General features: G+C 62.2%; 19 protein-coding genes and 1 tRNA gene. 12 read left to right on the top strand and 8 right to left on the bottom strand.

The window, feature by feature from the left end:
• Nucleotides 1-3 precede the first annotated feature (3 nt).
• Complete coding sequence (locus AC0CMF_RS06095) at nucleotides 4-1,428, bottom strand: circularly permuted type 2 ATP-grasp protein (RefSeq protein WP_019965835.1); 1,425 nt, start codon at nucleotides 1,426-1,428, stop codon at nucleotides 4-6.
• A gap of 207 nt (nucleotides 1,429-1,635) precedes the next feature.
• Between AC0CMF_RS06095 and AC0CMF_RS06090 the strand changes: the two genes are divergently transcribed.
• Entirely contained in the window at nucleotides 1,636-3,168 is a 1,533-nt protein-coding gene (locus AC0CMF_RS06090; protein WP_050474744.1) for an acyl-CoA carboxylase subunit beta, read from the top strand.
• Nucleotides 3,169-3,414: 246 nt separating this feature from the next.
• Here the strand turns inward: AC0CMF_RS06090 and AC0CMF_RS06085 are convergent, their stop codons facing one another.
• Genes AC0CMF_RS06085 through cobD form a run of 3 tightly spaced genes read right to left on the bottom strand, consistent with a single transcriptional unit; the run spans nucleotide 3,415 to nucleotide 6,047 of the window.
• A complete protein-coding gene (locus AC0CMF_RS06085; RefSeq protein ID WP_094462894.1) occupies nucleotides 3,415-4,023 on the bottom strand; it encodes a DUF938 domain-containing protein in 609 nt (202 codons plus the stop codon).
• Nucleotides 4,024-4,059: 36 nt separating this feature from the next.
• Complete coding sequence (gene cbiB, locus AC0CMF_RS06080) at nucleotides 4,060-5,034, bottom strand: adenosylcobinamide-phosphate synthase CbiB (RefSeq protein ID WP_374629319.1); 975 nt, start codon at nucleotides 5,032-5,034, stop codon at nucleotides 4,060-4,062.
• On the bottom strand, nucleotides 5,028-6,047 hold the full coding sequence (cobD, locus tag AC0CMF_RS06075; protein ID WP_374629338.1) for a threonine-phosphate decarboxylase CobD: 1,020 nt from the start codon (nucleotides 6,045-6,047) through the stop codon (nucleotides 5,028-5,030). Before cobD ends, cbiB begins: the two co-directional genes overlap by 7 nt.
• Nucleotides 6,048-6,525: 478 nt before the next feature.
• Between cobD and AC0CMF_RS06070 the strand changes: the two genes are divergently transcribed.
• Nucleotides 6,526-8,739, top strand: coding sequence for a putative bifunctional diguanylate cyclase/phosphodiesterase (locus AC0CMF_RS06070; RefSeq protein WP_058900176.1), 2,214 nt, complete (start codon nucleotides 6,526-6,528; stop codon nucleotides 8,737-8,739).
• A gap of 41 nt (nucleotides 8,740-8,780) precedes the next feature.
• On the opposite strand, the gene AC0CMF_RS06065 is transcribed toward AC0CMF_RS06070, so the two are convergent.
• Nucleotides 8,781-8,854 (bottom strand) — tRNA-Cys (locus tag AC0CMF_RS06065).
• Between the two features lie 284 nt (nucleotides 8,855-9,138).
• Here AC0CMF_RS06065 and AC0CMF_RS06060 point away from each other — a divergent pair.
• The 5 genes from AC0CMF_RS06060 (at nucleotide 9,139) to AC0CMF_RS06040 (ending at nucleotide 16,040) form a co-directional block, all read left to right on the top strand.
• Nucleotides 9,139-9,801: a protein-L-isoaspartate O-methyltransferase family protein gene (locus AC0CMF_RS06060; protein ID WP_050474685.1), complete on the top strand. Its 663-nt coding sequence runs from the start codon at nucleotides 9,139-9,141 to the stop codon at nucleotides 9,799-9,801.
• A 225-nt stretch (nucleotides 9,802-10,026) separates the two neighbouring features.
• Nucleotides 10,027-11,391, top strand: coding sequence for a TolC family outer membrane protein (locus tag AC0CMF_RS06055; RefSeq protein WP_472481220.1), 1,365 nt, complete (start codon nucleotides 10,027-10,029; stop codon nucleotides 11,389-11,391).
• Between the two features lie 238 nt (nucleotides 11,392-11,629).
• Nucleotides 11,630-12,376 carry a PopZ family protein gene (locus AC0CMF_RS06050; RefSeq protein ID WP_374629317.1) on the top strand — a complete coding sequence of 249 codons (747 nt, stop codon included), beginning with the start codon at nucleotides 11,630-11,632 and terminating at the stop codon, nucleotides 12,374-12,376.
• Nucleotides 12,377-12,538: 162 nt separating this feature from the next.
• Nucleotides 12,539-15,370 (top strand): valine--tRNA ligase, encoded by a 2,832-nt coding sequence (locus AC0CMF_RS06045; protein ID WP_374629315.1) that lies wholly within the window; start codon nucleotides 12,539-12,541, stop codon nucleotides 15,368-15,370.
• A 127-nt stretch (nucleotides 15,371-15,497) separates the two neighbouring features.
• The gene (locus AC0CMF_RS06040) at nucleotides 15,498-16,040 is read left to right on the top strand and encodes a DUF2155 domain-containing protein (protein WP_374629313.1); all 543 of its coding nucleotides are present in this window, start codon (nucleotides 15,498-15,500) and stop codon (nucleotides 16,038-16,040) included.
• Between the two features lie 49 nt (nucleotides 16,041-16,089).
• Here AC0CMF_RS06040 and AC0CMF_RS06035 read toward each other — a convergent pair whose 3' ends face one another.
• Nucleotides 16,090-16,683, bottom strand: coding sequence for a hypothetical protein (locus AC0CMF_RS06035; protein ID WP_208977387.1), 594 nt, complete (start codon nucleotides 16,681-16,683; stop codon nucleotides 16,090-16,092).
• 170 nt (nucleotides 16,684-16,853) lie between these two features.
• On the opposite strand from AC0CMF_RS06035, the gene AC0CMF_RS06030 reads away from it, so the two are divergent.
• The 3 genes from AC0CMF_RS06030 to AC0CMF_RS06020 all read left to right on the top strand — a co-directional run bounded on the left by AC0CMF_RS06030 (nucleotide 16,854) and on the right by AC0CMF_RS06020 (nucleotide 19,797).
• Nucleotides 16,854-16,979, top strand: a complete 126-nt coding sequence (locus tag AC0CMF_RS06030) for a hypothetical protein (RefSeq protein ID WP_374629311.1) — start codon at nucleotides 16,854-16,856, stop codon at nucleotides 16,977-16,979.
• A gap of 408 nt (nucleotides 16,980-17,387) precedes the next feature.
• A complete protein-coding gene (hemA, locus tag AC0CMF_RS06025; protein ID WP_374629337.1) occupies nucleotides 17,388-18,605 on the top strand; it encodes a 5-aminolevulinate synthase in 1,218 nt (405 codons plus the stop codon).
• 178 nt (nucleotides 18,606-18,783) lie between these two features.
• Entirely contained in the window at nucleotides 18,784-19,797 is a 1,014-nt protein-coding gene (locus AC0CMF_RS06020; protein ID WP_374629310.1) for an SDR family NAD(P)-dependent oxidoreductase, read from the top strand.
• 30 nt (nucleotides 19,798-19,827) lie between these two features.
• Here AC0CMF_RS06020 and AC0CMF_RS06015 read toward each other — a convergent pair whose 3' ends face one another.
• Complete coding sequence (locus tag AC0CMF_RS06015; RefSeq protein WP_050474690.1) at nucleotides 19,828-20,454, bottom strand: TetR/AcrR family transcriptional regulator; 627 nt, start codon at nucleotides 20,452-20,454, stop codon at nucleotides 19,828-19,830.
• 173 nt (nucleotides 20,455-20,627) lie between these two features.
• On the bottom strand, nucleotides 20,628-21,122 hold the full coding sequence (locus AC0CMF_RS06010) for a DMT family transporter (protein ID WP_058900170.1): 495 nt from the start codon (nucleotides 21,120-21,122) through the stop codon (nucleotides 20,628-20,630).
• An 81-nt stretch (nucleotides 21,123-21,203) separates the two neighbouring features.
• Between AC0CMF_RS06010 and AC0CMF_RS06005 the strand changes: the two genes are divergently transcribed.
• Nucleotides 21,204-22,139: a LysR substrate-binding domain-containing protein gene (locus tag AC0CMF_RS06005; protein WP_082206113.1), complete on the top strand. Its 936-nt coding sequence runs from the start codon at nucleotides 21,204-21,206 to the stop codon at nucleotides 22,137-22,139.
• A 246-nt stretch (nucleotides 22,140-22,385) separates the two neighbouring features.
• Nucleotides 22,386-22,874: an RNA polymerase sigma factor gene (locus tag AC0CMF_RS06000; RefSeq protein WP_472481215.1), complete on the top strand. Its 489-nt coding sequence runs from the start codon at nucleotides 22,386-22,388 to the stop codon at nucleotides 22,872-22,874.
• The last annotated feature ends 81 nt before the right edge of the window (nucleotides 22,875-22,955 follow it).

The following is a 22,955-nucleotide window of genomic DNA, read 5'->3' as shown; positions in this document are numbered from 1 at the left end:
TGATCAGTCCTCCAGAACCCAGGTATCCTTGGTGCCGCCGCCCTGGCTCGAATTCACGACCAGGGAGCCCTTCTTCAGCGCCACGCGGGTCAGCCCGCCGGGGGTGATCCGCACCTGATCACCGATCAGGACATAGGGGCGCAGGTCCACGTGGCGGGGGGCAACCCCGGAGGCCACATGGGTGGGGCAGGCGGACAGCGACAGGGTCGGCTGGGCGATATAGTTCTTCGGATTGGCCTTCAGGATCTCCCGGAAGGCGGCAATTTCGCGCTTGGACGCGGTGGGGCCGATCAGCATGCCGTAGCCGCCCGAGCCATGCACTTCCTTGACGACGATATCGGCGAGGTTGTCGAGCACATAGGCAAAGTCGTCCGGACGCGAGCAGTTCCAGGTCGGCACGTTGTTCAGGATCGGCTTCTGGCCGGTGTAGAACTCGATGATGTCCGGCACATAGGCATAGATGGCCTTGTCATCGGCAATGCCGGTGCCCGGCGCGTTGCAGATGGTGACCGTGCCCGCCCGGTAGGCATCGAAGAGCCCCGGCACGCCCAGCATGGAATCCGGACGGAAGGTGAGGGGATCGAGGAAGGCATCGTCAATGCGCCGGTAGATCACGTCCACCTGCTTGGGCTGGCGCGTGGTGCGCATCCAGACCTTGCCATTGTCGACGAAGAGATCGCGCCCTTCCACCAACTCCACGCCCATCTGGTCGGCAAGGAAGGCGTGCTCGAAATAGGCCGAGTTGTAGATGCCCGGCGTCAGGATGCAGATCGTCGGCTCCTTGCGCGTCGTGTCGGGGGCAACGCTCTCCAGCGTCTGGCGCAGAAGATCCGGATATTGCTCGATTGCCGCCACCCGGTGCATCTGGAACAGATCCGGGAACATGCGCATCATGGTCTCCCGGTTCTCCAGCATGTAGGAGACGCCGGAGGGCGTGCGCGTGTTGTCTTCCAGCACGTAGAAGTCATTCTCGCCGACGCGCACCAGATCGGTGCCGATGATGTGCGAATAGACGCGCCGGGCCGGAGTGAAGCCCACCATTTCCGGCAGGAAGGCATCGTTCTGCAGGATCAGTTCGGCCGGAAGCCGCCCGGCGCGGATGATTTCCTGCCGGTGATATATGTCATGCAGAAAGGCGTTGAGGGCACGCACGCGCTGCTCGATGCCGGCCGACAGGCGGCGCCACTCGGCGGCGGAGATGATGCGCGGGATGGGGTCGAAGGGGATGAGGCGTTCCGTCGCCTCCTGGGCGCCATAGACGGCAAAGGTGATGCCAAGGCGCCTGAAGATTGTTTCTGCTTCCCGGCTTTTGCGCGTCAGGAAGTTTTTCGGCTGGCTGTCGAGCCATTCGGCCAGTCTTGCGTAGGCCGGCCTCGGCCGCCCGTCTGCCCCCAGCATCTCATTGAAGACCTCCCGCTCTGGCGCCATTCCGTACCCCGCCGTTATTGCTGTTCATTTAGGCAAGCATGGCAAATCCGCGCAGGCTGCAAAAGAACAATCTTCACGCTCATGTGCCTAGAAGTTGTGCAATGTCCCCGGCATTGACGGCAAAGGTCCTTCTTTGTGCTGACTTCTCGCCTTTGGCTCTGACGTGGTAGACCCTGCGGCAGATGTTTTTTTCTGAAGAGGCGGATGATGAAGGATATCCTGGCCGAACTGGAGCACCGGCGCGAGACAGCGCGGCTGGGAGGCGGGCAGCGCCGCATCGACGCCCAGCACGGGCGCGGCAAGCTGACGGCGCGCGAGCGGATCGACATCCTGCTGGACGAAGGGTCCTTCGAGGAATTCGACATGTTCAAGCAGCACCGCTGCACGGACTTCGGCATGGACGAGGCGCATATCCCGGGCGATGGCGTCGTCACCGGCTGGGGCACCGTAAATGGCCGTGTCGTCTATGTTTTTTCCAAGGACTTCACGGTCTTCGGCGGCTCGCTGTCCGAGACTCATGCCCAAAAAATCATCAAGATCCAGGACATGGCCCTGAAGAACCGCGCGCCCATCATCGGCCTGTTCGATGCCGGCGGCGCGCGCATTCAGGAAGGCGTGGCAGCGCTGGCCGGTTACGGCGAGGTGTTCCAGCGCAATGTCACCGCCTCCGGCGTCATTCCGCAGATCTCGCTGATCATGGGCCCTTGTGCGGGCGGTGACGTTTACTCCCCGGCCATGACCGACTTCATCTTCATGGTGCGCGACACGTCCTACATGTTCGTCACCGGCCCGGATGTGGTGAAGACCGTGACCAACGAGACGGTGACCTCCGAGGAACTGGGAGGTGCCAGCATCCACACCACCAAGTCCTCCATCGCGGACGGCGCCTTCGAGAATGATGTGGAGGCGCTTCTGGAAATGCGCCGCCTCATCGACTTCCTGCCGATGAACAATCTGGCCGATGTGCCGGAGGTGGATTGCCATGACGATCCCTCCCGCATCGACATGAGCCTCGACACGCTGGTGCCGGACAATCCGAACAAGCCCTACGACATGAAGGAGCTTGTGATGAAGACGCTGGACGAGGGGGATTTCTTCGAAATCCAGGCGGGTTTTGCGAAGAACATCATCACCGGCTTCGGCCGCCTCGAAGGGCGCACCGTGGGCATCATCGCCAACCAGCCGATGGTGCTGGCCGGGGTGCTGGACAGCGACGCCAGCCGCAAGGCCGCCCGTTTCGTGCGCTTCTGCGACTGCTTCAACATTCCGGTCGTCACCTTCGTCGATGTGCCGGGCTTCCTGCCGGGCACGGCGCAGGAATATGGCGGGCTGATCAAGCACGGCGCCAAGCTGCTGTTCGCCTATGCGGAGGCAACGGTGCCGAAAATCACCGTCATCACCCGCAAGGCCTATGGTGGGGCCTATGACGTGATGAGTTCCAAGCACATCGGCGGCGACATCAACTACGCCTGGCCGAGCGCTGAAATCGCGGTGATGGGCGCCAAGGGCGCGGTCGAAATCCTCTACCGCTCGGAATTGTCCGACAAGGACAAGATCGCCAAGCGCACCAAGGATTACGAGGACCGTTTCGCCAATCCCTTCGTCGCAGCCGAGCGCGGCTACATTGATGAAGTGATCATGCCGCATTCCACCCGCAAGCGTGTCTCCCGTGCCCTTGCCCTCCTGCGCTCCAAGCAGGAAGAGCTGCCCTGGAAGAAGCACGACAACATTCCACTCTGAACAACAGACGCGAGCCCCAATGGGGCTTGCCCTCTGGCCGCAGGCACTGGGTCACCCCGGCCAAGCGGAGCGCGAGCCGGGGGCTACTCGTTTCCGGAGAGGTGCCGTTGTCTGAAGCTTTGCGGCAGCGGGACTGTTTCAGCCTCTCTGCCGCAAAGATGTCTCACCGCTCTGCGAGCGAGTGGTCCCCGGGTCTGCGCTTCGCTCCGCCCGGGGTGACGCAGAGTGGGGGAGGGGCTGAGCCCCTCAGCCCCGCCGGTAGATCAGCAGCTGGTTGTTGGCCGGCATCGCATGGTCGGCGAGGAGCGTCAGGCCGATGGCGCGGGCGAGGGCGTCGACTTTCTCAAAGTCGCGCAACCCGCTTTTCGGGTCCTTCTTGCGCAGGCTCTGGTCGAAGGCCTCGTTGCTGGGGGTGGTGAAGGCCCCGCCATATTTGAAGGCGCCATAGATGGCGAGCGTGCCGCCTTCTGCCAGCGTTTCGCCAACCCCTTCAAAGAACGCTTCCACGCCCTCCCAGCTGACGATGTGCAGGCTGTTCGAGGTGTAGATGGCGTCGAAGGCGTCGTCTGCCTCCCGGTCCGGCGTCGGCCAGGGCAGGTCGAGCACGTCGAGTTCCAGCGGGTCCTCGATGTTGTCGAGGTCGGTTTCAACGATCCGCTGTTCAAGACCCGCCAGATGCTCGGGCAGATCGCTGGGCTGCCAGACGAGATGCGGCAGGTTCTTGGCGAAATGCACCGCATGCTGGCCCGTGCCGCTGGCAATTTCCAGCACACGGCTTGACCCGGCAAAGGCGTCTTTCAGGATTTCGAGGATGGGGGTCTTGTTATTCTCGGCAGCTGCGGAAAACGGGATCATCTCACGGTCCGGCCAGTGTTTTCATGGATCATGGCATCAGGATAATGCCAGAGCCATGATGAGAAGCAGCAAAGCCTCGATTGCGCAAGCCCCTGCAAGCACATGCAGGGCCCGGCGGATGTCGGCTTCGCCTGCATCCTTGCGCCCCTCAGGGTTCATGAAGGGGTCTTCCACCCGGTAGGTGGCATAGGCGCGCGGGCCCGCCAGTGCGACGCCAAGGGCACCGGCCATCGCCGCCTCCGGCCAGCCCGCATTGGGAGAGCGGTGCAGCCCGGCATCCCGGCGCACAGTGGACAGGGCACGGAATGGCGAGCCGTGAACAAGGGGGGCAGCTAGCGCGATGAACAGCGCCGAAAGCCGTGATGCGGGCAGGTTGATCAGGTCATCAAAGCGGGCGGAAGCCCAGCCGAAATCCTGATGCCGGGCCGTCTTGTGGCCGATCATGGAATCGGCCGTGTTGACGGCCTTGTAGGCGATGAGCCCCGGCAGGCCCAGTACGGCGAACCAGAAGACGGGAGCCACAACGCCATCGGAGAAGTTCTCGGCGCAGGATTCGATGGCGGCGCGGGAAACGCCGCTTTCGTCCAGCTGCTCCGGATCGCGCCCGACGATCATCGACACCGCCCGGCGCCCGCCCGCCAGTCCGCCGTTACGCAGGCCATCGGCGACGGCCTTCACATGCACATAGAGGCTGTTCTGGGCGAGGAACACGGCGGCGATGACAATGATCCCGGCCTCGCCATAGGGCAGGGCGGAAAAGCCCGTCTGCAGCAGAAAACCGGTGCCCGTCCCCCCGGCCACCAGCACGACAAGCGTCAGGAGGCCAGCCATACGGCGCAAGGCGGCAGACCAGCTTTCGCGGTTGAGGCTGCGGTCCAGCCGGCTGATGAGCTTGCCGATCCACACGACCGGATGCGGCAGGCGCCGCCACAGCCAGCCCGGATCGCCAATGACGGCATCAAGGGCAATGGCTCCCAGCAGCAGCCAGAGCGCCAGCGGATCACTCAGCACGATGTTGCCTCTTCGCGTGATGCCATGGCTTCGGTGAGCGCCAGCCGCAGACGGGCGAGGCCTTCCGGCGAGCCGGGCAGACCAAAGCGCAGCCAACTGGGGGCGTAGTCGAAGGCACGTACCCAGATGCGGCGCTGCGCCAGCGCCTGATGCAGGCGGGCAGCACCCGGATGCTCTGTCAGTATGTAAAGCGAAGTGCCGCCATGGATCGCAAGGCCTGCGGCCCGCAGCACGCCTTCAAGTGCGGCCATTTCCTGCGCCAGCGTCTTGCGCATGGCGGCCTGCCAGTCCAGATCCCGCAGGGCCTGCGTACCGACTTCCAGCGCCGGACCGCTGACGGACCAGCTTTCCAGGCGCCGGGCGAGTACATCCGTTATGTTCCGAGGCCCCGCCAGAAAGCCGAGGCGCAATCCGGCAAGACCGAAGAACTTGCCGAAGGAGCGCAGCACCAGCACCGGCTCTTCCGTCAGATGCGGCAGCAGGCTGCGGGCCGGATCCACGTCGGCAAAGGCCTCATCCACCACCAGAAAGCCGCCGCGCTGCTGCATGTCTCTGGCAAGGTTCAGAAGCGCCTCCGGTTCATGCCAGCGGCCATCGGGATTGTTGGGGCTGACGATGAGGGCAATCCGGCTGCCTGCTCCGGCATGGAAGATATCAGTCACTTCCTGCACATTGCGCCCCGCCGCCCGCCAGGCATCGCCGTGGCTGGAATAGGTGGGGCCTGCGATGGTGACGCCGCCTTCGGGCAGAAGGGTCGGCAGATGCGGCAGGATCACCTGCGTGCCCGGCGCCGCGGCAAGGCCGAGATGCGCGGGCACCTGATAGGCCGCACGGGCTGCATCCAGCAGGCTTTCATGCGCGGCATGCGCGGGCAGGCGGGTCCATGCGGAGGCCGGCAGGCTGGCAGGCACCGGATAGGCATGCGGATTGATGCCGGTGGAGAGGTCCAGCCAGTCCTCCTCCGCCCCGCCGTAGGTTGCCATGGCCTGAAACAGATCGCCGCCGTGTTTCATCATGCTCTCTTGATTGGATTGTGGCCCTGCCGGTGGAGCCTTCGTGAGCTGGAGATAACCCGATCGGAGCGCCCGGCAAAAGTTTTTTTGCCCTGACGGCCGCCCTCGGCCCTTGTCTGAGTGTGCTCCTGTCACGGCTCCGGAACTTATACCGGCGATCGATGAGTCAAGCTCATCGAGCGCCGGTCAAGCCCGTGCGGCGCCTGAGCAATTTCAAGGCGTGATGCGTCAGCATCGAAAGCCTTGGCATTGAGTCTGAATTTATACAAATTGACGTCACCAAGTTGATGTTTTGCGGTTCATTTAAGTTTATGAATTTAGGTTGTCGATGATGCTGAAGCATGACTCGGATTGCCTCAGGGGAAGTATTATGAATTCCAAATGGAATCCTGTAATTTCTGGGCGTGGTAATTTTGACAGTACTGACCACGCAGAGATGTCCGGTTTGCTGGAAACTCAGCCGGAGCAGGACGGTTCCATGCACAAATCCGGCTTGCAGGTACGGGAAAAATTTCTGCAGGAGCATGTCTGGCTGCGCACCATGTTTGATCAGGTGGCTGACTACCTGTTCGTCAAGGACGCCCGCTGCCGGTTTGTGCTCGCCAATCGTGCCATTGCAGCCGATCTTGGGCTGGAGTCGGCGGACAGCCTGATCGGCAAGACGGATCTCGAGCTGCATCCCTTTCCTGTGGCCATGGGCTTTTTCAGGGACGAGAGGCAGGTTTTGCGCACCGGCATTCCCTTGATCGACAAGGAGGAATGTATCATTCAACCCAATGGTGCCCGCCGCTGGTTTGCGTCGTCGAAATATCCTCTCCGGGACGATGACGGGAACATCGTTGGCCTCTTCGGTGTCTGCCGCGACATCACCGAGCGGCGCAAGGCCGATGGCCTGCGCGATGCCCAGGCGCATGTGCTGGAGATGATTGCCTCCAGCGCCCCTCTCTCGGATGTTCTGGAATGCATGGTCCGTCTGATCGAGGGGCAACTGGACGGTGCCATCTGTTCCGTCCTGCTTCTGGATGAGGATGGCCGCCATCTGCGCCACGGTGCGGCGCCCAGCCTTCCGAAGGCCTATTGCGATGCGATTGATGGTGTCGAGATCGGCCCCAGCGTCGGCTCCTGCGGCACTGCGGCCTACACATGCAAACCCGTGACAGTTGCCGACATTCAGGCCGACCCGCTCTGGGCTGACTATCATCCGCTCGCCACGAAATTCGGGCTGCGCTGCTGCTGGTCCACACCGATCATGTCGCTGGACAATCGGGTGCTCGGCACATTCGCCATTTACAAGCAGACCCCGGGCGTGCCGGGCCCCGTGGAAGACCGGTTGATCGCCGATACGGCCCGGATCGCAGCCATTGCCATTGAACGCAAGCGGGCCGAGGAGAAGATACGCTTTCTCGCCCACCACGATCCGCTGACCAGCCTGCCGAACCGCAGCCAGCTGGAGAGCTTCATCGACGCGGCGCTGGCCAGGGTGCACCTGCCGGATGAACGTGTGGCGGTGGTCTTTGTCGATCTCGACAATTTCAAGACCGTCAATGACAGTCTCGGCCATGCCGCCGGTGACCGGCTTCTGCTGTCCATTGCAGCAAGGCTGAGCGATGAGGTCCAGGACCGTGGCAAGGTGCTGCGCCTTGGCGGCGATGAGTTTGTGCTGATCCTGGAGGGTTCGATTGCCTCGTCTGAGGAATTGCCCCCATTCCTGCGCGGTCTGCGGGAAAAGCTGTCTTTGCCGGTGCATTTGGCCGGGCAGTCTTTTCACGTCACCAGCAGCATGGGTGCTGCCTGCTATCCAGATGATGCGACGGAGGCTGCCGCGCTGGTACAGTGTGCCGATACCGCGATGTACACGGCCAAACGCGCCGGACGGAACACGTTTCACCTGTATTCTCCCGTCGAAGGGCAGACGTCGTCCTGCAAGCTTCAGATGCTTGAAGGGATACGCCGTGCGCTGCGCAACAATGAATTCATCCTGCATTACCAGCCGCAGGTCGATCTCATGGAGAACCGGATTACCGGTTTCGAAGGGCTGGTGCGCTGGGAAAATCCCTTCGAAGGCCTCATCATGCCGCGCTATTTCGTGCCGCTGATGGAGGAGGCGGGGCTGATTTGTGAACTTGGCCACGTGGTTCTGGGCCAGGCCGTGGAGCAGGCGCGGCTCTGGCAGGAGCAGGGGTTCTCCGGCTTCAAGATCAGCATCAACATCGCGCCGCAGCAGTTCAGTGATCCGGACTGGACCCAGACCGTCATGGGCGCCCTGAAACAGGCAGGTTTGCGGCCGGGGCTGCTGGAGCTGGAAATCACCGAAGGCGTTCTGATGCAGAACGTGGAGCGGGCGGTGGCCGTCATGGCCGAGTTGCACGCGCTGGGCGTTGGTCTCGCCATCGACGACTTCGGCAAAGGGCACTCCAGCCTTGCTTCACTCAGACGTTTCCCCGTCTCCCGGCTCAAGATTGACGAGGCCCTTGTCCGCCACATTGACAGGGACGAAAGCGACCGGGGGATTGCCGAGACCGTGGTGACACTCGGGCAGAAGCTGAAGCTGCGGGTCATCGCCGAAGGCGTCGAACGGGAAGCACAGGTTGAGGCACTGCGGGCAATTGGCTGCCCGGAGGCGCAAGGCTACTTTCTCGGTATGCCCATGACAGCTGACGAAGCCACGGCTCTGCTCGAAGCGCAAGGCTGAGCGCTGTAACCTGACTGTCTTTTATGAGGTGTAAAGGGGGATGGAGGCCTCGCCCGGAATCGAACCGGGGTGGACGGATTTGCAATCCGCTGCGTAACCACTCCGCCACGAGGCCTTGGCGCGTCTTTTCGACTACCGCCTCTTTCCTGTCAAGCGGCCTCTTTGCGTTTTCCCTTCCTTGATCAGTTGCATCTGTGCCGGCGGGCAGGGCTGCAATCGGCGGAGAACGCAGGGTGAGGCGCATCATGGCCCCGGCCCCATGCAGAAGAGGCTGGTTTGAATGTCTCGAGAAGGCAGGGGGCTGCGCCGATCTGCCCCTTGTCACGCCTGCCTGCGCCCGGTAATGGATCAGGCAAGAAAGTTGGAGAGGCTTTCGCCAGAAATCGAAAGAGGCACGCGATGGGTGACTACGCGCAATCCCGCACGCGAATGGTGGATAACCAGCTCAGAACCAATGATGTCACGGATCTGCGGATCCTCGACGCGATGGAATCCGTCCCGCGTGAGCTGTTCGTGGCAGGTTCAAAGAAGCCGGTTGCCTATATCGATGAAGACACGCTCGTGTCCGACACAGGGGCACCGCGCTATCTCCTGAAGCCGCATGTGCTTGGCAAACTGATCCAGCTTGCCGAAGTGAAAGCGGATGACGTTGTGCTCGTTGTTGGCGGAGCGTCCGGCTACAGCACCGCTGTGCTCGCAGGGATCGCCGGAACGGTTGTCCAGGTGGAAGAGGATGCCGGGCTTGCGGCCCGCGCCAGCCAGACCCTCGTCAGCCTGGGCATTGAGAATGCCGCCGTCGTGGAAGGCAAGCTCGCTGAGGGCTGCGCTTCGGAAGGCCCTTATGACGTGATCCTTCTGGATGGCGCCGTTGACTTCATTCCGGAGCAACTGGCCAGCCAGCTGAAGGAAGGCGGGCGGCTCGTGGCCATCGAAGGGCGTGGCGGGGCCGGCCTTGCCCGTGTCTATCAGAACTCCGGGTCGGTGATTGGTGCCCGCTTTGGCTTCAACGCCAGCGCGCATACTCTGCCCGGCTTCGGTAAGGCCCCCGAATTCGTCTTCTGAGAACACACATATCTGAACGCCGTTCAAGTCTCGCGCCCGGAAGCTGCTGAAAATCTGCAGTTTTCGGGCGCTTTACGTATGGCGTTACCTGTTGCAACGCTGCCTCAGCCGGACAGAAACAGATTCTTAATTTTCGGTGAGGGGTAGGCAGGGCGTTGCAGCTGGGTATACTCCCCGCCAAATGACAGCACGGGTGGGGGCCCGTACATACAAGGGGCGTTTTCAGTGCGTTTTCGTATAACCCTTTCTGCTGCTTTGCTTGGTCTCAATGCCTTCGCGCTTTCTTCCACGGCTCAGGCTGAGAGCATTTCCGAGGCACTGGCGCTGGCATATGCCAACAATCCGACCTTGAACGCAGCCCGCGCGACCCTGCGGGCAACGGATGAGCGTGTGCCTCAAGCTCTGGCCAACTGGCGTCCGACAATTACGGCCAATGCCTCCGTTGGCTCGACCCGTACCTCTACTGGAATTGGCCCCGACAACATCCGCAACAATGCGTCCATGTCGCTGTCGATTCAGCAGGCCCTGTTCCGCGGTTTCCGGACGGTGAACTCGACCAAGCAGGCCGAAGCTCTCGTCCGTGCACAGCGCGAAAGCCTGAACGCGACCGAGCAGGATGTGCTGCTGTCCGCAGCACAGGCCTATGTGAATGTGATCCGCGACACGGCGCTCGTTGCCCTGCAGCGCAGCTCGGTTGAGTTCCTGCGTGAGCAGGTGCGCGCGTCCAAGGATCAGTTCGAGGTGGGTGAGGGCACCCGCACCGATGTGTCCCAGGCGGAAGCGCGTCACGCGGAAGCTCAGGCCAACCTCAACTCGGCCATCGCAAACCTGAATGCCAGCCGCGCCGTCTATGAGCAGGTCGTGGGCATCGAGGCCCGCAACCTTTCGGCCTCGACCCCGGTCGGCAGGCTGATGCCGCGTTCAGTCGAAGAAGCGATCCGCTTGGGCGAAGAGTATCAGCCGCTTCTGCGCCAGGCGCAGCATCAGGTTGATGCGGCAGCTTTCAATGTGAAGACGATTGAAGGCGAGCAGCTGCCCACCGTCACGCTGGAAGGCTCCATCGGCCGCGACTGGAAGCCGTCCCAGTCGGTCAGCACCGTCAATTCCGCCTCCGTCCTTGGCCGCGTCTCCGTTCCGCTCTATCAGGGGGGCGCCCTGTCTTCCCGCGTGCGTCAGGCCAAGGAAGAACTCGGCCAGGCCGAAATCCAGCTGGACGTTCTGCGCAATCAGATCCGTGCCAACGTGATCACTGCCTGGGGCGATTATCAGGCGGCCGAGGCTTCGATCACTGCGGCTCAGGCTGCCGTGGAAGCGCAGCAGCTCGCCCTGCAGGGCGTCATCGAGGAGCAGCGCGTCGGTCAGCGCACCACGCTCGACGTGCTCGATTCCCAGCGCGAGCTGATCACGCAGCGCTCAAATCTGGTGACCGCGCAGCGTAACCGCATCGTCAGCGCCTATCAGCTGCTGTCCGCCATGGGCCGTCTTGATGCGGAATTCCTGAACCTGCAGGTGGCCCGCTACGAGCCCACCGAACACTACAGCAAGGTTCGCGACAAGTGGTTTGGCATGCACACGCCAGACGGCCGCTGATGATTCGAAACTGATTTGCTAAATCGCCAGGAATTCAGAGAACGCGCCCTTCCGGGGCGCGTTTTCCATTGAGAAGGCTGGTCAACCCGGCAAGTTTTTCCTATTAAAAGGGGATAAGCTGGCTGTGCTGAACTGGTGACCTATGATGTTGACAGGCGACTCAGCATAATATCCTTAACCGAATCGTAACTTTTGGAACTTCGGTCCAGTGCGTTTGTAACCAGTTCTGGGGGAACTCATGTCGAAGGCCAGTCAGGCACAGGAACCCTCGATGGAGGAAATTCTCGCCTCCATTCGCCGGATCATTTCCGACGAGGAAGCCCCTGCCGCCAAGAAGACTGCACCAGCAGCCCCGGAGCTCGTAGCCGAAATGCCGCAAGTCAATGAAATGCCCGAGGAAGAAGAAGCCGGCATGTCGCAGGATGACCTGGACAAGCTGTTCGACATGGCGGGCGATGATGATGATGATGACGGCGATGCTGCCATCGATGATGACATCGCGGCCTTCGAAGCCGACGAAGACCTTGCCGATGAAGATGTTCTGGAGCTGACCGAGGAACTGGCCGTCGAGGAAGAAGAGGAAGACGACCCCTTCGCCATGGTTGAGGGCATGCCCGATACGATGGACGATGACGCCGGTGACATCGCTTTCATGGAAGACGGGGATCAGCCTGCTCCGGCACCAAGGCTCGCGCCGCAGCCGGCCCGCTCGTCTGCTGCCGAAGGCCTTTCGCCCGTTTCCATGGACAATCTCGATCCGCTGGACGAGGAGACGCCGCTTGTCTCGGACATGGCGGGAGCAGCCGTCAGTGCCGCTTTCGAGAACCTGTCCAGCACCATCCTGTCGGCCAATGCCCGCACGCTGGAGGATCTGGTGAAGGAGATGCTGCGCCCGATGTTGAAGAGCTGGCTGGATCAGAACCTGCCTGTCATGGTGGAACGTCTCGTTCGCCAGGAAATCGAACGCGTGGTACGCAAGCGCTGATCTGCGGCGGCTTGTTATGTGCCATGCATGACCGGAACGCCGCCTGCGGGCGGCGTTGCCATTTCTGCCTCTCTTCAGGCCCCATTCCGCTCAGGATGTTGACTCGCTGCCCGCCATCCGATTTACACAGGCCCAGATAACGGAAAGTCCCGAGAAGCCCTCATGCTTGACAAGACCTATGACGCAGCGGCCGTCGAGCCGCGGATCACCGAAATGTGGGAAAAGGCCGGAGCCTCGCGCGCCGGTGCCGGTGCCGCCGATGGCGCCCCGTCCTATACGATCGTGATCCCGCCGCCGAACGTGACGGGCTCTCTGCACATGGGCCATGCGCTCAACAACACGCTGCAGGACATCCTCATCCGCTTCGAGCGCATGCGCGGCAAGGACGTGCTGTGGCAGCCGGGCATGGATCACGCAGGCATTGCCACCCAGATGGTGGTGGAGCGCCAGCTGGCCGAGCGCAAGGAGCCGTCGCGCCGCGACATGGGCCGTGACGCCTTCATCGAGCGCGTCTGGAGCTGGAAGGGCGAATCCGGCGGCATGATCTTCAACCAGCTGAAGCGCCTTGGCGCATCCTGTGACTGGGACCGCGAGCGCTTCACCATGGATGAGGGCCTGTCGGCTGCCGTTCTGGAAGTCTTCGTGTCGCTCTTCCGCGACGGCCTGATCTACAAGGACAAGCGCCTCGTCAACTGGGACCCGAAGCTGCTGACCGCGATTTCCGACCTGGAAGTCGTGCAGCAGGAGATCAAAGGCAATCTCTGGCACTTCCGCTATCCGCTGGAAGGCGGTGCCACCTATCAGCATCCGGTGGCCTTCGATGACGAAGGCAATGCGACGGAATATGAGACCCGCGATTACATCGTTGTGGCCACCACCCGTCCGGAAACCATGCTGGGCGACACCGCCGTTGCCGTGAACCCGGAAGATCCGCGCTACAAGGACCTGATCGGCAAGCACATCATCCTGCCGCTGGTCGGCCGCCGCGTGCCGATCGTGGGTGATGACTATGCCGATCCCACCGCCGGGTCCGGCGCGGTCAAGATCACCCCGGCGCATGACTTCAACGATTTCGAGGTCGGCAAGCGCCACGACCTGCCGATGATTTCGGTTCTCGACCGCGAGGCACGCGTCATTCTTTCCGAGAATGCCGAGTTCCTTGCCGGCGTTCCGGCGTCCGGAATGCTGGATGCGACTGTTGCCGCCTTCCACGGGCAGGACCGTTTTGCCGTGCGCAAGGCGCTTGTCGCGCAGATGGAAGAGCAGGGGCTTCTGGACCGCATCGAGGATCACACCCACATGGTGCCGCATGGCGACCGTGGCGGCGTACCGATCGAGCCGATGCTGACCGATCAGTGGTATGTGGATGCCGCGACGCTGGCCAAGCCTGCGATTGCCTCCGTCCGCGAGGGCCGCACCAAGTTCGTGCCGTCCAACTGGGACAAGACCTATTACGAGTGGATGGAGAACATCCAGCCCTGGTGCATTTCGCGCCAGCTGTGGTGGGGTCATCAGATCCCGGCCTGGTATGGTCCCGATGGCAAGATCTTCGTCGAGAAGACGGAAGCCGAAGCGCTGAAGGCGGCCGCGGCCCACTATGGCAAGCCTGTTGAAATGGCGGCCATGGAACAGGCGCTGGCCGCCTGGGAAGCCGGGGCAGGGGAGAGCGTTCTGCTCTACCGCGACGAGGACGTGCTCGACACCTGGTTCTCGTCTGCGCTGTGGCCATTCTCGACGCTCGGCTGGCCGGACAAGACGCCGGAACTGGCCCGCTACTTCCCGACGTCAGTGCTGATCACCGGCTTCGACATCATCTTCTTCTGGGTCGCCCGCATGATGATGATGTCGCTGCACTTCATGAAGACCGAGCCTTTCGAGACCGTCTACATCCATGCCCTCGTCCGTGACGAGAAGGGGCAGAAGATGTCGAAGTCCAAGGGCAATGTCATCGACCCGCTGCAGCTGATCGACGAGTTCGGCGCCGATGCGCTGCGCTTCACGCTGGCGGCCATGGCAGCGCAGGGCCGTGACATCAAGCTGGCCACCAGCCGTGTCGGCGGCTACCGCAACTTTGCCACCAAGCTGTGGAATGCGGCCCGCTTTGCCGAGATGAACGGCTGCAAGCGCGTCGCCGGGTTCGATCCGGCACGCGCCACCCATACGCTCAACCGCTGGATCGCCACGGAAGTCGGCCGCTGCGCCGAGGAAGTGCGCGAGGCGCTGGAGGCCTACCGCTTCAACGATGCGGCCAATGGCGTGTACCGTTTCGTCTGGAACACCTATTGCGACTGGTTCCTGGAGCTGGCCAAGCCCGTGTTCAACGGCACGGATGAAGCCGCCAAGGCGGAAATCCGCGCGACCGCAGCCTGGACGCTGGACGAGATCCTGAAGATCCTCCACCCCTTCATGCCCTTCCTGACCGAAGAGCTGTGGGCGCGTCTCGGCGAGGAAACCGGCGCACCGGACCAGATCCTGATGCTGACCCGCTGGCCGGCTCCCGCGCTGGCCGATGCGGCGGCGGCTGAAGAGATCAACTGGCTCGTCGGCCTCATCTCCGAAGTCCGCTCCGTGCGCTCGGAAATGAACGTTCCGGCTGGTGCGCAGATCCCGGTGGTGATGGTCGGTGCAGGCGATGTGACGGTTGCGAGGGTGAAGACCCACGAGGCCGCCATCCTGCGCCTTGCCCGCGCCGAAAGCCTGACGCTGGCAGACGAGCTGCCGAAGGGCGCCGCTCAGATCATCGTCGGCGATGCCACGGTCTGCCTGCCGCTGGCCGGTGTGATTGATCTGGGGGCCGAAAAGGCGCGTCTTGCCAAGGAGCTCGGCAAGCTCGAGGACGAGATCGGCCGCATCGAGAAGAAGCTCTCCAACCCGGCCTTTGTCGAGAAGGCAAAGGAAGAGGTTGTCGAGGGCGAGCGCGAGAAGCTGGCCGAGCTTTCCGCCCGCAAGACGCAGGTGCAGACGGCCGTCAGCCGTCTGGCGTCGCTGGGCTGATAAACAGTCTTGCGCGGCGGCTGAAACCGTTGCCGCGCAAGGGCTTGCCTTCCGGCAGCCGCAATCGGGTGTTACGCCCGCCAAACTCAGGGACTTGCCAGGGACAATCATGCGGCAAATCAACAGGATGAAGAGCAGGCCGGTCTTCGGCACAGCCCTTGCTGGCGCCCTTGTCTGCGCCCTTGCCGCTGTGCCCGCCCGCGCGGATGTCATCGAGAACCCGGTGGCTGTCTTCTCCGGGCTCGACAAGATCACCGGCCGCATCACGTCTTTTGATGTCTATATCGGCGAGACGGTGCAGTTCGGCGCGCTTCAGGTGACGCCGCGCGTCTGTCACACCCGGCCGCAGACCGAAAATCCACTGACCACGGCCTTCGTGCAGGTGGATGAAGTGACGCTGAACAACGAGATCCAGCGGATCTTTTCCGGCTGGATGTTTGCCGCAAGCCCGGGTCTGCATGGCGTTGAGCATGCTGTCTATGACGTGTGGCTGACCGACTGCCGCCAGACCTCCACCGTGCCGCCTCCGGCCGGCTATTCCGGTCCCCCGGTCACTGTGGTGGAAGAGGGCGCAGACACACTCGGCGGCGGCGCGGCAGGCACCGGCGAACAAGCTGAGGGCGCAATGGGCACCGTGCCCGCCCCGCGGCCCAAGCCGCCGCTGTTCTGATCATGCTGCCTGCCGGAGAGGATCCGGCAGGGCCACAGACTCTGTCAGCTCAGACGGCAACCGTATCCACGATCCAGTTCCAGGCAACGCGGACCGAGTCGGCTGCGCCCTGGAAGAAGGCAACGATGCCGTGCCACACGGATTCGCCGGCCTTTGCCAGCTGCAGCAGAATGGACGGCTGCTGCGGCGGGGTCTGGACCAGCTCGACGGCAGTCTTGCCTTCCTCATCATCCACCACGCGGCGGGTGATCATCTGGCCGGTTTCCGAAGGGACACGCGATTCGTCCTTGGCCACGGCAAGCGTGCCTTCCGGCGCATTGAGCGGGCTCACGACGATGGCGCGGCCATCGGGAAGGAGATGGGTTTCGTTCTGCGCGACTTCTGACGCGTAGATGACTTCGCCCTCGGAGTCGATCAGTTCGACCCAGATGACCTTGCGGCCCTGAATGTCGACCGGTCCAACCCAGATGGACGTGTCCTCACCGGCCGCAGGCCCGGCGCCAAGGCTGGCGAGCGTGACGGAGAGGTTATCCTCGGGCAGCAGATGCCGTTCCGACTTGGGGGCGGCAAGCGCGAGCGGGGCGGCAGAAAGCATGATGGCAACTGCCGGAATGATGGCTTTCTTCATGAGACGATGCGTCATTTTTGCCTCCCTCGGCATGACAGTCACGTCTGAACACAGATCACGGCACCGGTTTTTTTAAGGTCTGAAGTACACCTCGTCTTTTTGACAGGTGCCTTGCTCATCCGGTTGCTGTGATGCAGCCATTATTACGCCATTTCCCTTAAGATAGATGTTATCCGAATCACAAAATGACGTGGTTTCTGATCTTTCCTGATTGGCTGCAGCCGGGGCTTCATGCTTCCGGTCTGGCTCAGTTCCTTGATTTTGCTCCTGTTTTCAGCGGTGCTGTTATTTCTGGCCGGGAAAAGACGTGAGCATCAACTTGCCGTGATGCCCGGCTTGTCCCAGATCAAAGTGTTAACGCGGGCGGGAGGCTAAGGTTCCGGAACAATCGCCGGAAGAGAGGGCGGCGGGGCAGGTGTCTCAGAGTTGACCGGCCGGGCTCTTCTCCTAAAAAGAATTCTGTAACCCGGAATTAGAATAATGACAGCCTGCGGCATTTTAAACTATGTGTTAGGGCGCTACCTTGCGCTACATGGTGCAAGGTCTCGAGGCTGTCAGGCTTCGGATCACAGGACGCGTGAGTGGGGCGGGGCAACTTCCCCTTATCAGATCCGCCTGGGAGGGCTGGCCAGATGATGACCGGCTCCGGACACAAGGGCTTGCAGGACGCCAATGGCGGACGTGGAATGCGTCTGCTTGAGAAGAAGAGGGAATACGCCATGGACTTCGAGAGCTTCTTTGCGCAGGCGCTGGACGGCTTGCGGGAGGACGGCAACTATCGCGTATTCGCTGATCTGAAGCGTCATTCAGGCGAGTTTCCCAAGGCGACCCGTTTCCGCGAAGATGGCTCCACCCACGAAGTGACCGTGTGGTGCTCCAACGATTATCTTGGCATGGGCCAGCATCCGGATGTGGTTGCCGCCATGAAGGATGCGATCGACAGCTGCGGCGCGGGCGCTGGCGGCACACGCAACATCTCGGGCACCAACCACTACCATGTCCAGCTTGAGCATGAGCTCGCGGATCTGCATGGCAAGGAATCGGCGCTCATCTTCACCTCGGGCTATGTGTCCAACTGGGCAGCCCTCGGCACGCTGGCCTCGAAGATCCCCGGCTGCATCGTTTATTCCGATGCGCTGAACCATGCCTCGATGATCGAGGGCATCCGCCACAGCCGCGCCGAAAAGCGCGTGTGGAAGCACAACAGCCCGGAAGATCTGGAGCGCAAGCTTGCCGCCGATGATCCGGCGGCTCCCAAGCTCGTTGCCTTCGAGAGCGTCTATTCGATGGACGGCGACATCGCCCCCATCAAGGAAATCTGCGACGTGGCCGAACGCTATGGCGCGATGACCTATCTGGATGAGGTGCATGCGGTCGGTCTCTACGGCCCGCGCGGCGGCGGCATTGCCGAGCGCGAAGGTCTGATGGACCGTCTGACGGTGATCGAAGGCACGCTTGGCAAGGCCTTTGGCGTGATGGGTGGTTATATCACCGGCTCGCGCCAGCTCTGCGACTTCGTGCGCTCCTTCGCTTCGGGCTTCATCTTCACCACCGCGCTGCCGCCGTCACTGGCCGCTGGCGCCACGGCTTCGATCCGTCATCTGAAGCAGAGCACGGCCGAGCGTGAGGCGCATCAGGACCGCGTGGCCCGTCTGCGCAGCCTGCTGGACCGCCGCGGCATCCCGCATATGGACAATCCCAGCCACATCGTTCCGGTGATGGTGGGCAATGCGTCCAAGTGCAAGTGGATCTCGGACATCCTGCTCGACAACTACGGCATCTATGTCCAGCCGATCAATTACCCGACCGTGCCGAAGGGCACCGAGCGGCTGCGCATCACGCCGACGCCGTTCCATTCGGATGCCGATATCGACCATCTGGTCGGCGCGCTGAATGCCCTGTGGTCGCGCTGCGCGCTGGCCCGCGCCGTCGCCTGACCGGGCAAGGGAATTGAACACTACGGAAAGCGCTGGCTGCAAGGCTGGCGCTTTCTGCTTTTGGACTGGCCGGTCCGGCGGTGCTAATCCTTGGCTCTGGGCTGTCCGGATGCTATGACGGCTCCGGCGCTGCATATTTTGCTGCTGCTTTCAGCTTTTTCTTCAAAGGGTTTCAATCATGCGTACTGCGCTCGTGACGGGTTCGGCCGGCTTCATCGGATATTTTCTCTGCACCCGGCTGCTGGAAGAGGGGTTCCGCGTTATCGGCCTCGATGCCATGACGGATTACTACGACGTGCGGCTCAAGGAGCGCCGTCACCAGATGCTGCTGCAGAACGAGCACTTCACCGCCGTCACAGGCCGCGTCGAGGATGGGGACCTGGTGCGCTCGCTGTTCGAGGCCAACCGCCCGGATGTTGTCGTGCATCTGGCCGCCCAGGCGGGTGTGCGTTACTCCATCGAGGCGCCGCGCTCCTATCTCGACAGCAACATTGCCGGCACATTCGAGATGCTGGAAGCCGCGAGAGCCTTTCCGCCGCAGCACCTGCTGATTGCCTCCACCTCTTCGGCCTATGGCGCCAACACGGACATGCCGTTTCAGGAGACGGTGAAGGCCGATCACCAGATGTCATTCTATGCGGCTACGAAAAAGGCCTGCGAGGTGATGGCCCATTCCTATGCCCATCTCTATGGCACGCCCATCACCATGTTCCGTTTCTTCACGGTCTATGGCCCCTGGGGGCGCCCGGACATGGCGCTGTTCAAGTTCACCAAGTCGATCCTCGAAGGCAATCCGATCGAGGTCTATAACTACGGCGACATGAGCCGGGACTTCACCTATGTGGAGGATCTGGTGGAGGGCATCCGCCTCCTGGTCGATGCAGCTCCCTTGAGACCCGAAGAGGGCGCAGCCGTACCGGAAGGCGACAGCCTGTCGCCAGTCGCTCCCTGGCGCGTCGTCAACATCGGCAATTCGGAAAGCGTGCAGCTGACCGAGTTCATCGCCGCCATTGAGGAGGCGACCGGCCGCACGGCGGAGCGCAAGCTGATGCCGATGCAGGCAGGTGATGTGCCCGCCACCTGGGCCGATGCCAGCCTGTTGCAGACGCTCACCGGCTACCGCCCCCGCACGGGCGTGCGCGAAGGCGTGGCAAAATTCGTGAAATGGTACCGTGAGTACTACAAGATCTGACCGCAGTGCCGCAGTCAGGCCCTGATGGCGTCAGGCTGCCCGTGTCTCGCGGGTTTCGGCACCTGCGCTGTCCGGGGCAAGGCCGCGCAGGGCCATCTCGGCTGCATCACGGATCAGGCTGCACGGATCGCCAAGATCCAGGTCCTTCACGTTGAGCAGCAGCACGACGGCACCATGCACCGCACTCCAAAGGAGATGGGTTGCATGGCCCGGATCCATGCGGCGGATGGCTCCCTCCTCCATTGCGATCGCCATCCGTGCTTTCAGCAACTCGTAGCCGGTCAGCTTATCGTCAGCAAAGGCGATTTCCATCTGGTGGCTCATCTCCAGATCAAGGAACATGAGCCGGAACCTGTCGGTATCTTCCAGGGCAAATTCTGAATAGGCCATGATCAGTTTGCGCAGGATTTCGACCGACGGAAGGTCCATGCCATGAATGGCAAAGGTCCGCTCGTTCAGCGTCTCGATTGCACTGGAGCAATAGGCGATCATCAGATGCTGCTTCGTCGGGAAGTAGCGGTAGAGCGCTCCTGCCGTCAGGTTGAGGCCTTCGGCCAGCTTGCGCATGGACAGGGCGGCATAGCCCTCGGCAGCAACGATGCGTGCGGTTTCAGCCAGAATGCGGGCCTGAACGGCTGCAAGCTCTTCATCAGTCATTGCGGGTCTTGGCATGATGTTACCTGATCGCGTTTAATGAATTAGTTCATTAAACGCGTTTACAGTTGGGCCGGTAGGCGGTCAATCGGAAAACCGTGTTGACTGAATTTTTATTGAACGCGTTCATACTAAGCTTCAGGTGAGTACCCGGTGATTGCGGCCGCTCTTCTGTGTCAGCTTCCGCTGCCGGATACAGGCGAGACCTTCAGGAAAGCGGCGCCCTGTATCAGCGCAACTCCGGCCACCACGAGCAGGATGCCGATGAGACGCGAGGGCGAAATATCGCGGGCGCTGAAGCCCATGAGACCATAGGCATCGACCAGAAGCGAGGCGGCGAGCTGCCCGGCAATCACGGCGGTCATGAAACCGGCGGCCCCAAGTTTCGGTGCAACCAGAATTGCGGCCGTGATGTAGATGACCCCGGCAAGGCCGCCGGTCCAGATCCATTTGGGCTGTCCGGCAAGGTTGCCAAGGCTGGGGAACGGAACCTTCATGGCCAGCATCACCGGAATGACGCAGAGCATGCTCACACCAAGGGAAACCACCGTAGCCCAGAGCGGATGGCCGAGGGCCCGGCCCATCGCGGCATTGGCTCCGGCCTGGAAGGGGACGACTGCCCCTGCCAGAAGGGCGGCGCCAAGAAGGGTGAAGGGGGCTGGAAACTGCATCGGACTGTCCTTTCTGATGAACTTCGGCCCCGGTTTAGATATAGTCCTTGCGAATGTGAAATTCGTATCAGGCGGATAGACATGCATCAGCTGCATAATCTGAGGTCGGTTGATCTCAATCTTCTGGTGGTGCTGGATGCGCTTCTGACGGAGCGCCATGTTTCGCGCGCCGCCGCCCGGCTGAACATGAGCCAGCCCGCCGTCAGCCACGCCCTTGCGCGGTTGCGGGAGCTGCTGGGGGATCCGCTGCTGGTGCGCCAGGGTGGCGGCCTTGTTCCGACCATCCGGGCGCTGGAAATCGCCCAGCCGCTGGCCGATGCGCTGGCCGGGGTGCGCGGCGTGCTGGGGCCGCAGGGTTTCGACCCGCAAGGCACCCGCCACCGGTTCCGCCTGTCCATGTCGGATTATGGCGGGGCCATGCTGCTGCCGCATCTGGTGCGCGATCTGCGGCAGCATGCGCCGGGCATCGATCTTGCGATCAGCCAGTTCAGCCGTGAAGCCATGGCGGCTGGTGTCTGCGATGGTGATCTGGATCTCGGGCTCGGGGTGTTTCCCGTTCTGCCGCCGCAGGTCAGGTCGGAGCTGATCATCAACGATGACTATGCCTGCCTGCTGGACCGGCGGACGCTGGAGGGAAAGCCGTTAGATGCTGCGGCATATTTCTCGCGGCCTCATGCCATGGTCGCCATGCGTGATGACACCATCAACGAGGTGGACGAAACGCTGGCCCGTTCCGGCCACACCCGCCGGCTGGCGCTGGTGCTGCCGCACTGGGGCGTCGCACCGGAGCTGATCGCGGGTACGGACCTCATTCTCACGGTCGCCAGAGGCAGCCTGCGGGACCTTGTTCTGGACGATCATCTGATCATTCTGCCGGCGCCCATTCCGCTGCCGCCCGTGCCCTACGTTCAGATCTGGCACAAGAGCCGCGACAGGGACCCGGCCCTGCGCTGGCTGCGCGCGCGGATCCTGCAGGCCGCAGGGCAGGGGGCAGAAACGCAGCGGAAAGATGGCTGAAGGGGCTGAAACACCCGTCATGCGGACTTTCCCCGCAGGTCTGTTCAACAGTCCCCATGCAGCTGCTTATAAAACTGGATTTTTAAAGTAGACTTTTGCTAAAGACGGGACACGGCGGCGTCGGGCTTCATCCCGCATGCTGCCGTGAGAGATTTCTGTCCGTTCGGGCCTGTGCGTGAGCGGCGAAGCTCCTGACTGGTTCCTGCCCCGATTGGTTCCTGCATGGCCGAAGACAAGAAGAAGAGTATGCTTGACTGCTTCGTGTCCAGTTACACGGAGCTGTCGCGCCATCTCTCGCGCCGCTTCGGCCGTGATCTCGATCCGCAGGATGTGATGCAGGATACCTATCTGCGGCTTGAAGCGATTCCCGCCGAGAGCGACATCCGCAATCCGCGGTCCTATCTCTTCCGCATGGCGAACAATGTTGCAACCGACCGGCTGCGCGGGCAGCGCTCTGCGGTGGGCTACGCGCCCAGCGAGGAACTGGCCGCTGCCGTGGATGACAGCGCCTCGCCGGAGCAGATCACCGACTACCGCCAGCGCCTCGTGCGCCTGCAGGAAGCCATCGCCGAGCTGCCGCCGCGCCAGAAACAGGTGCTCCTGATGCACAAGTTCGATGGTCTGACGCACACGCAGATTGCCGCTGAACTGGGCATCACGAAAAGCGCTGTCGAGAAGCTGGTCATGAAGGCGCTCGCGCATCTGCGCGACCGGATGGGTACACTCATTGACTGAATCCGGCAAAAAGATGCGCGATATGGGTGAGGTGAGACGCTACCGAATCCGTCTATGGGAAGGATATGCGCGCAAGGGCGT

The organism is Pannonibacter sp. CBAS1226, assembly GCF_055685825.1.
Note: the sequence above shows the minus strand (reverse complement) of the source record. Positions and strands in the feature narration are given on the sequence as shown.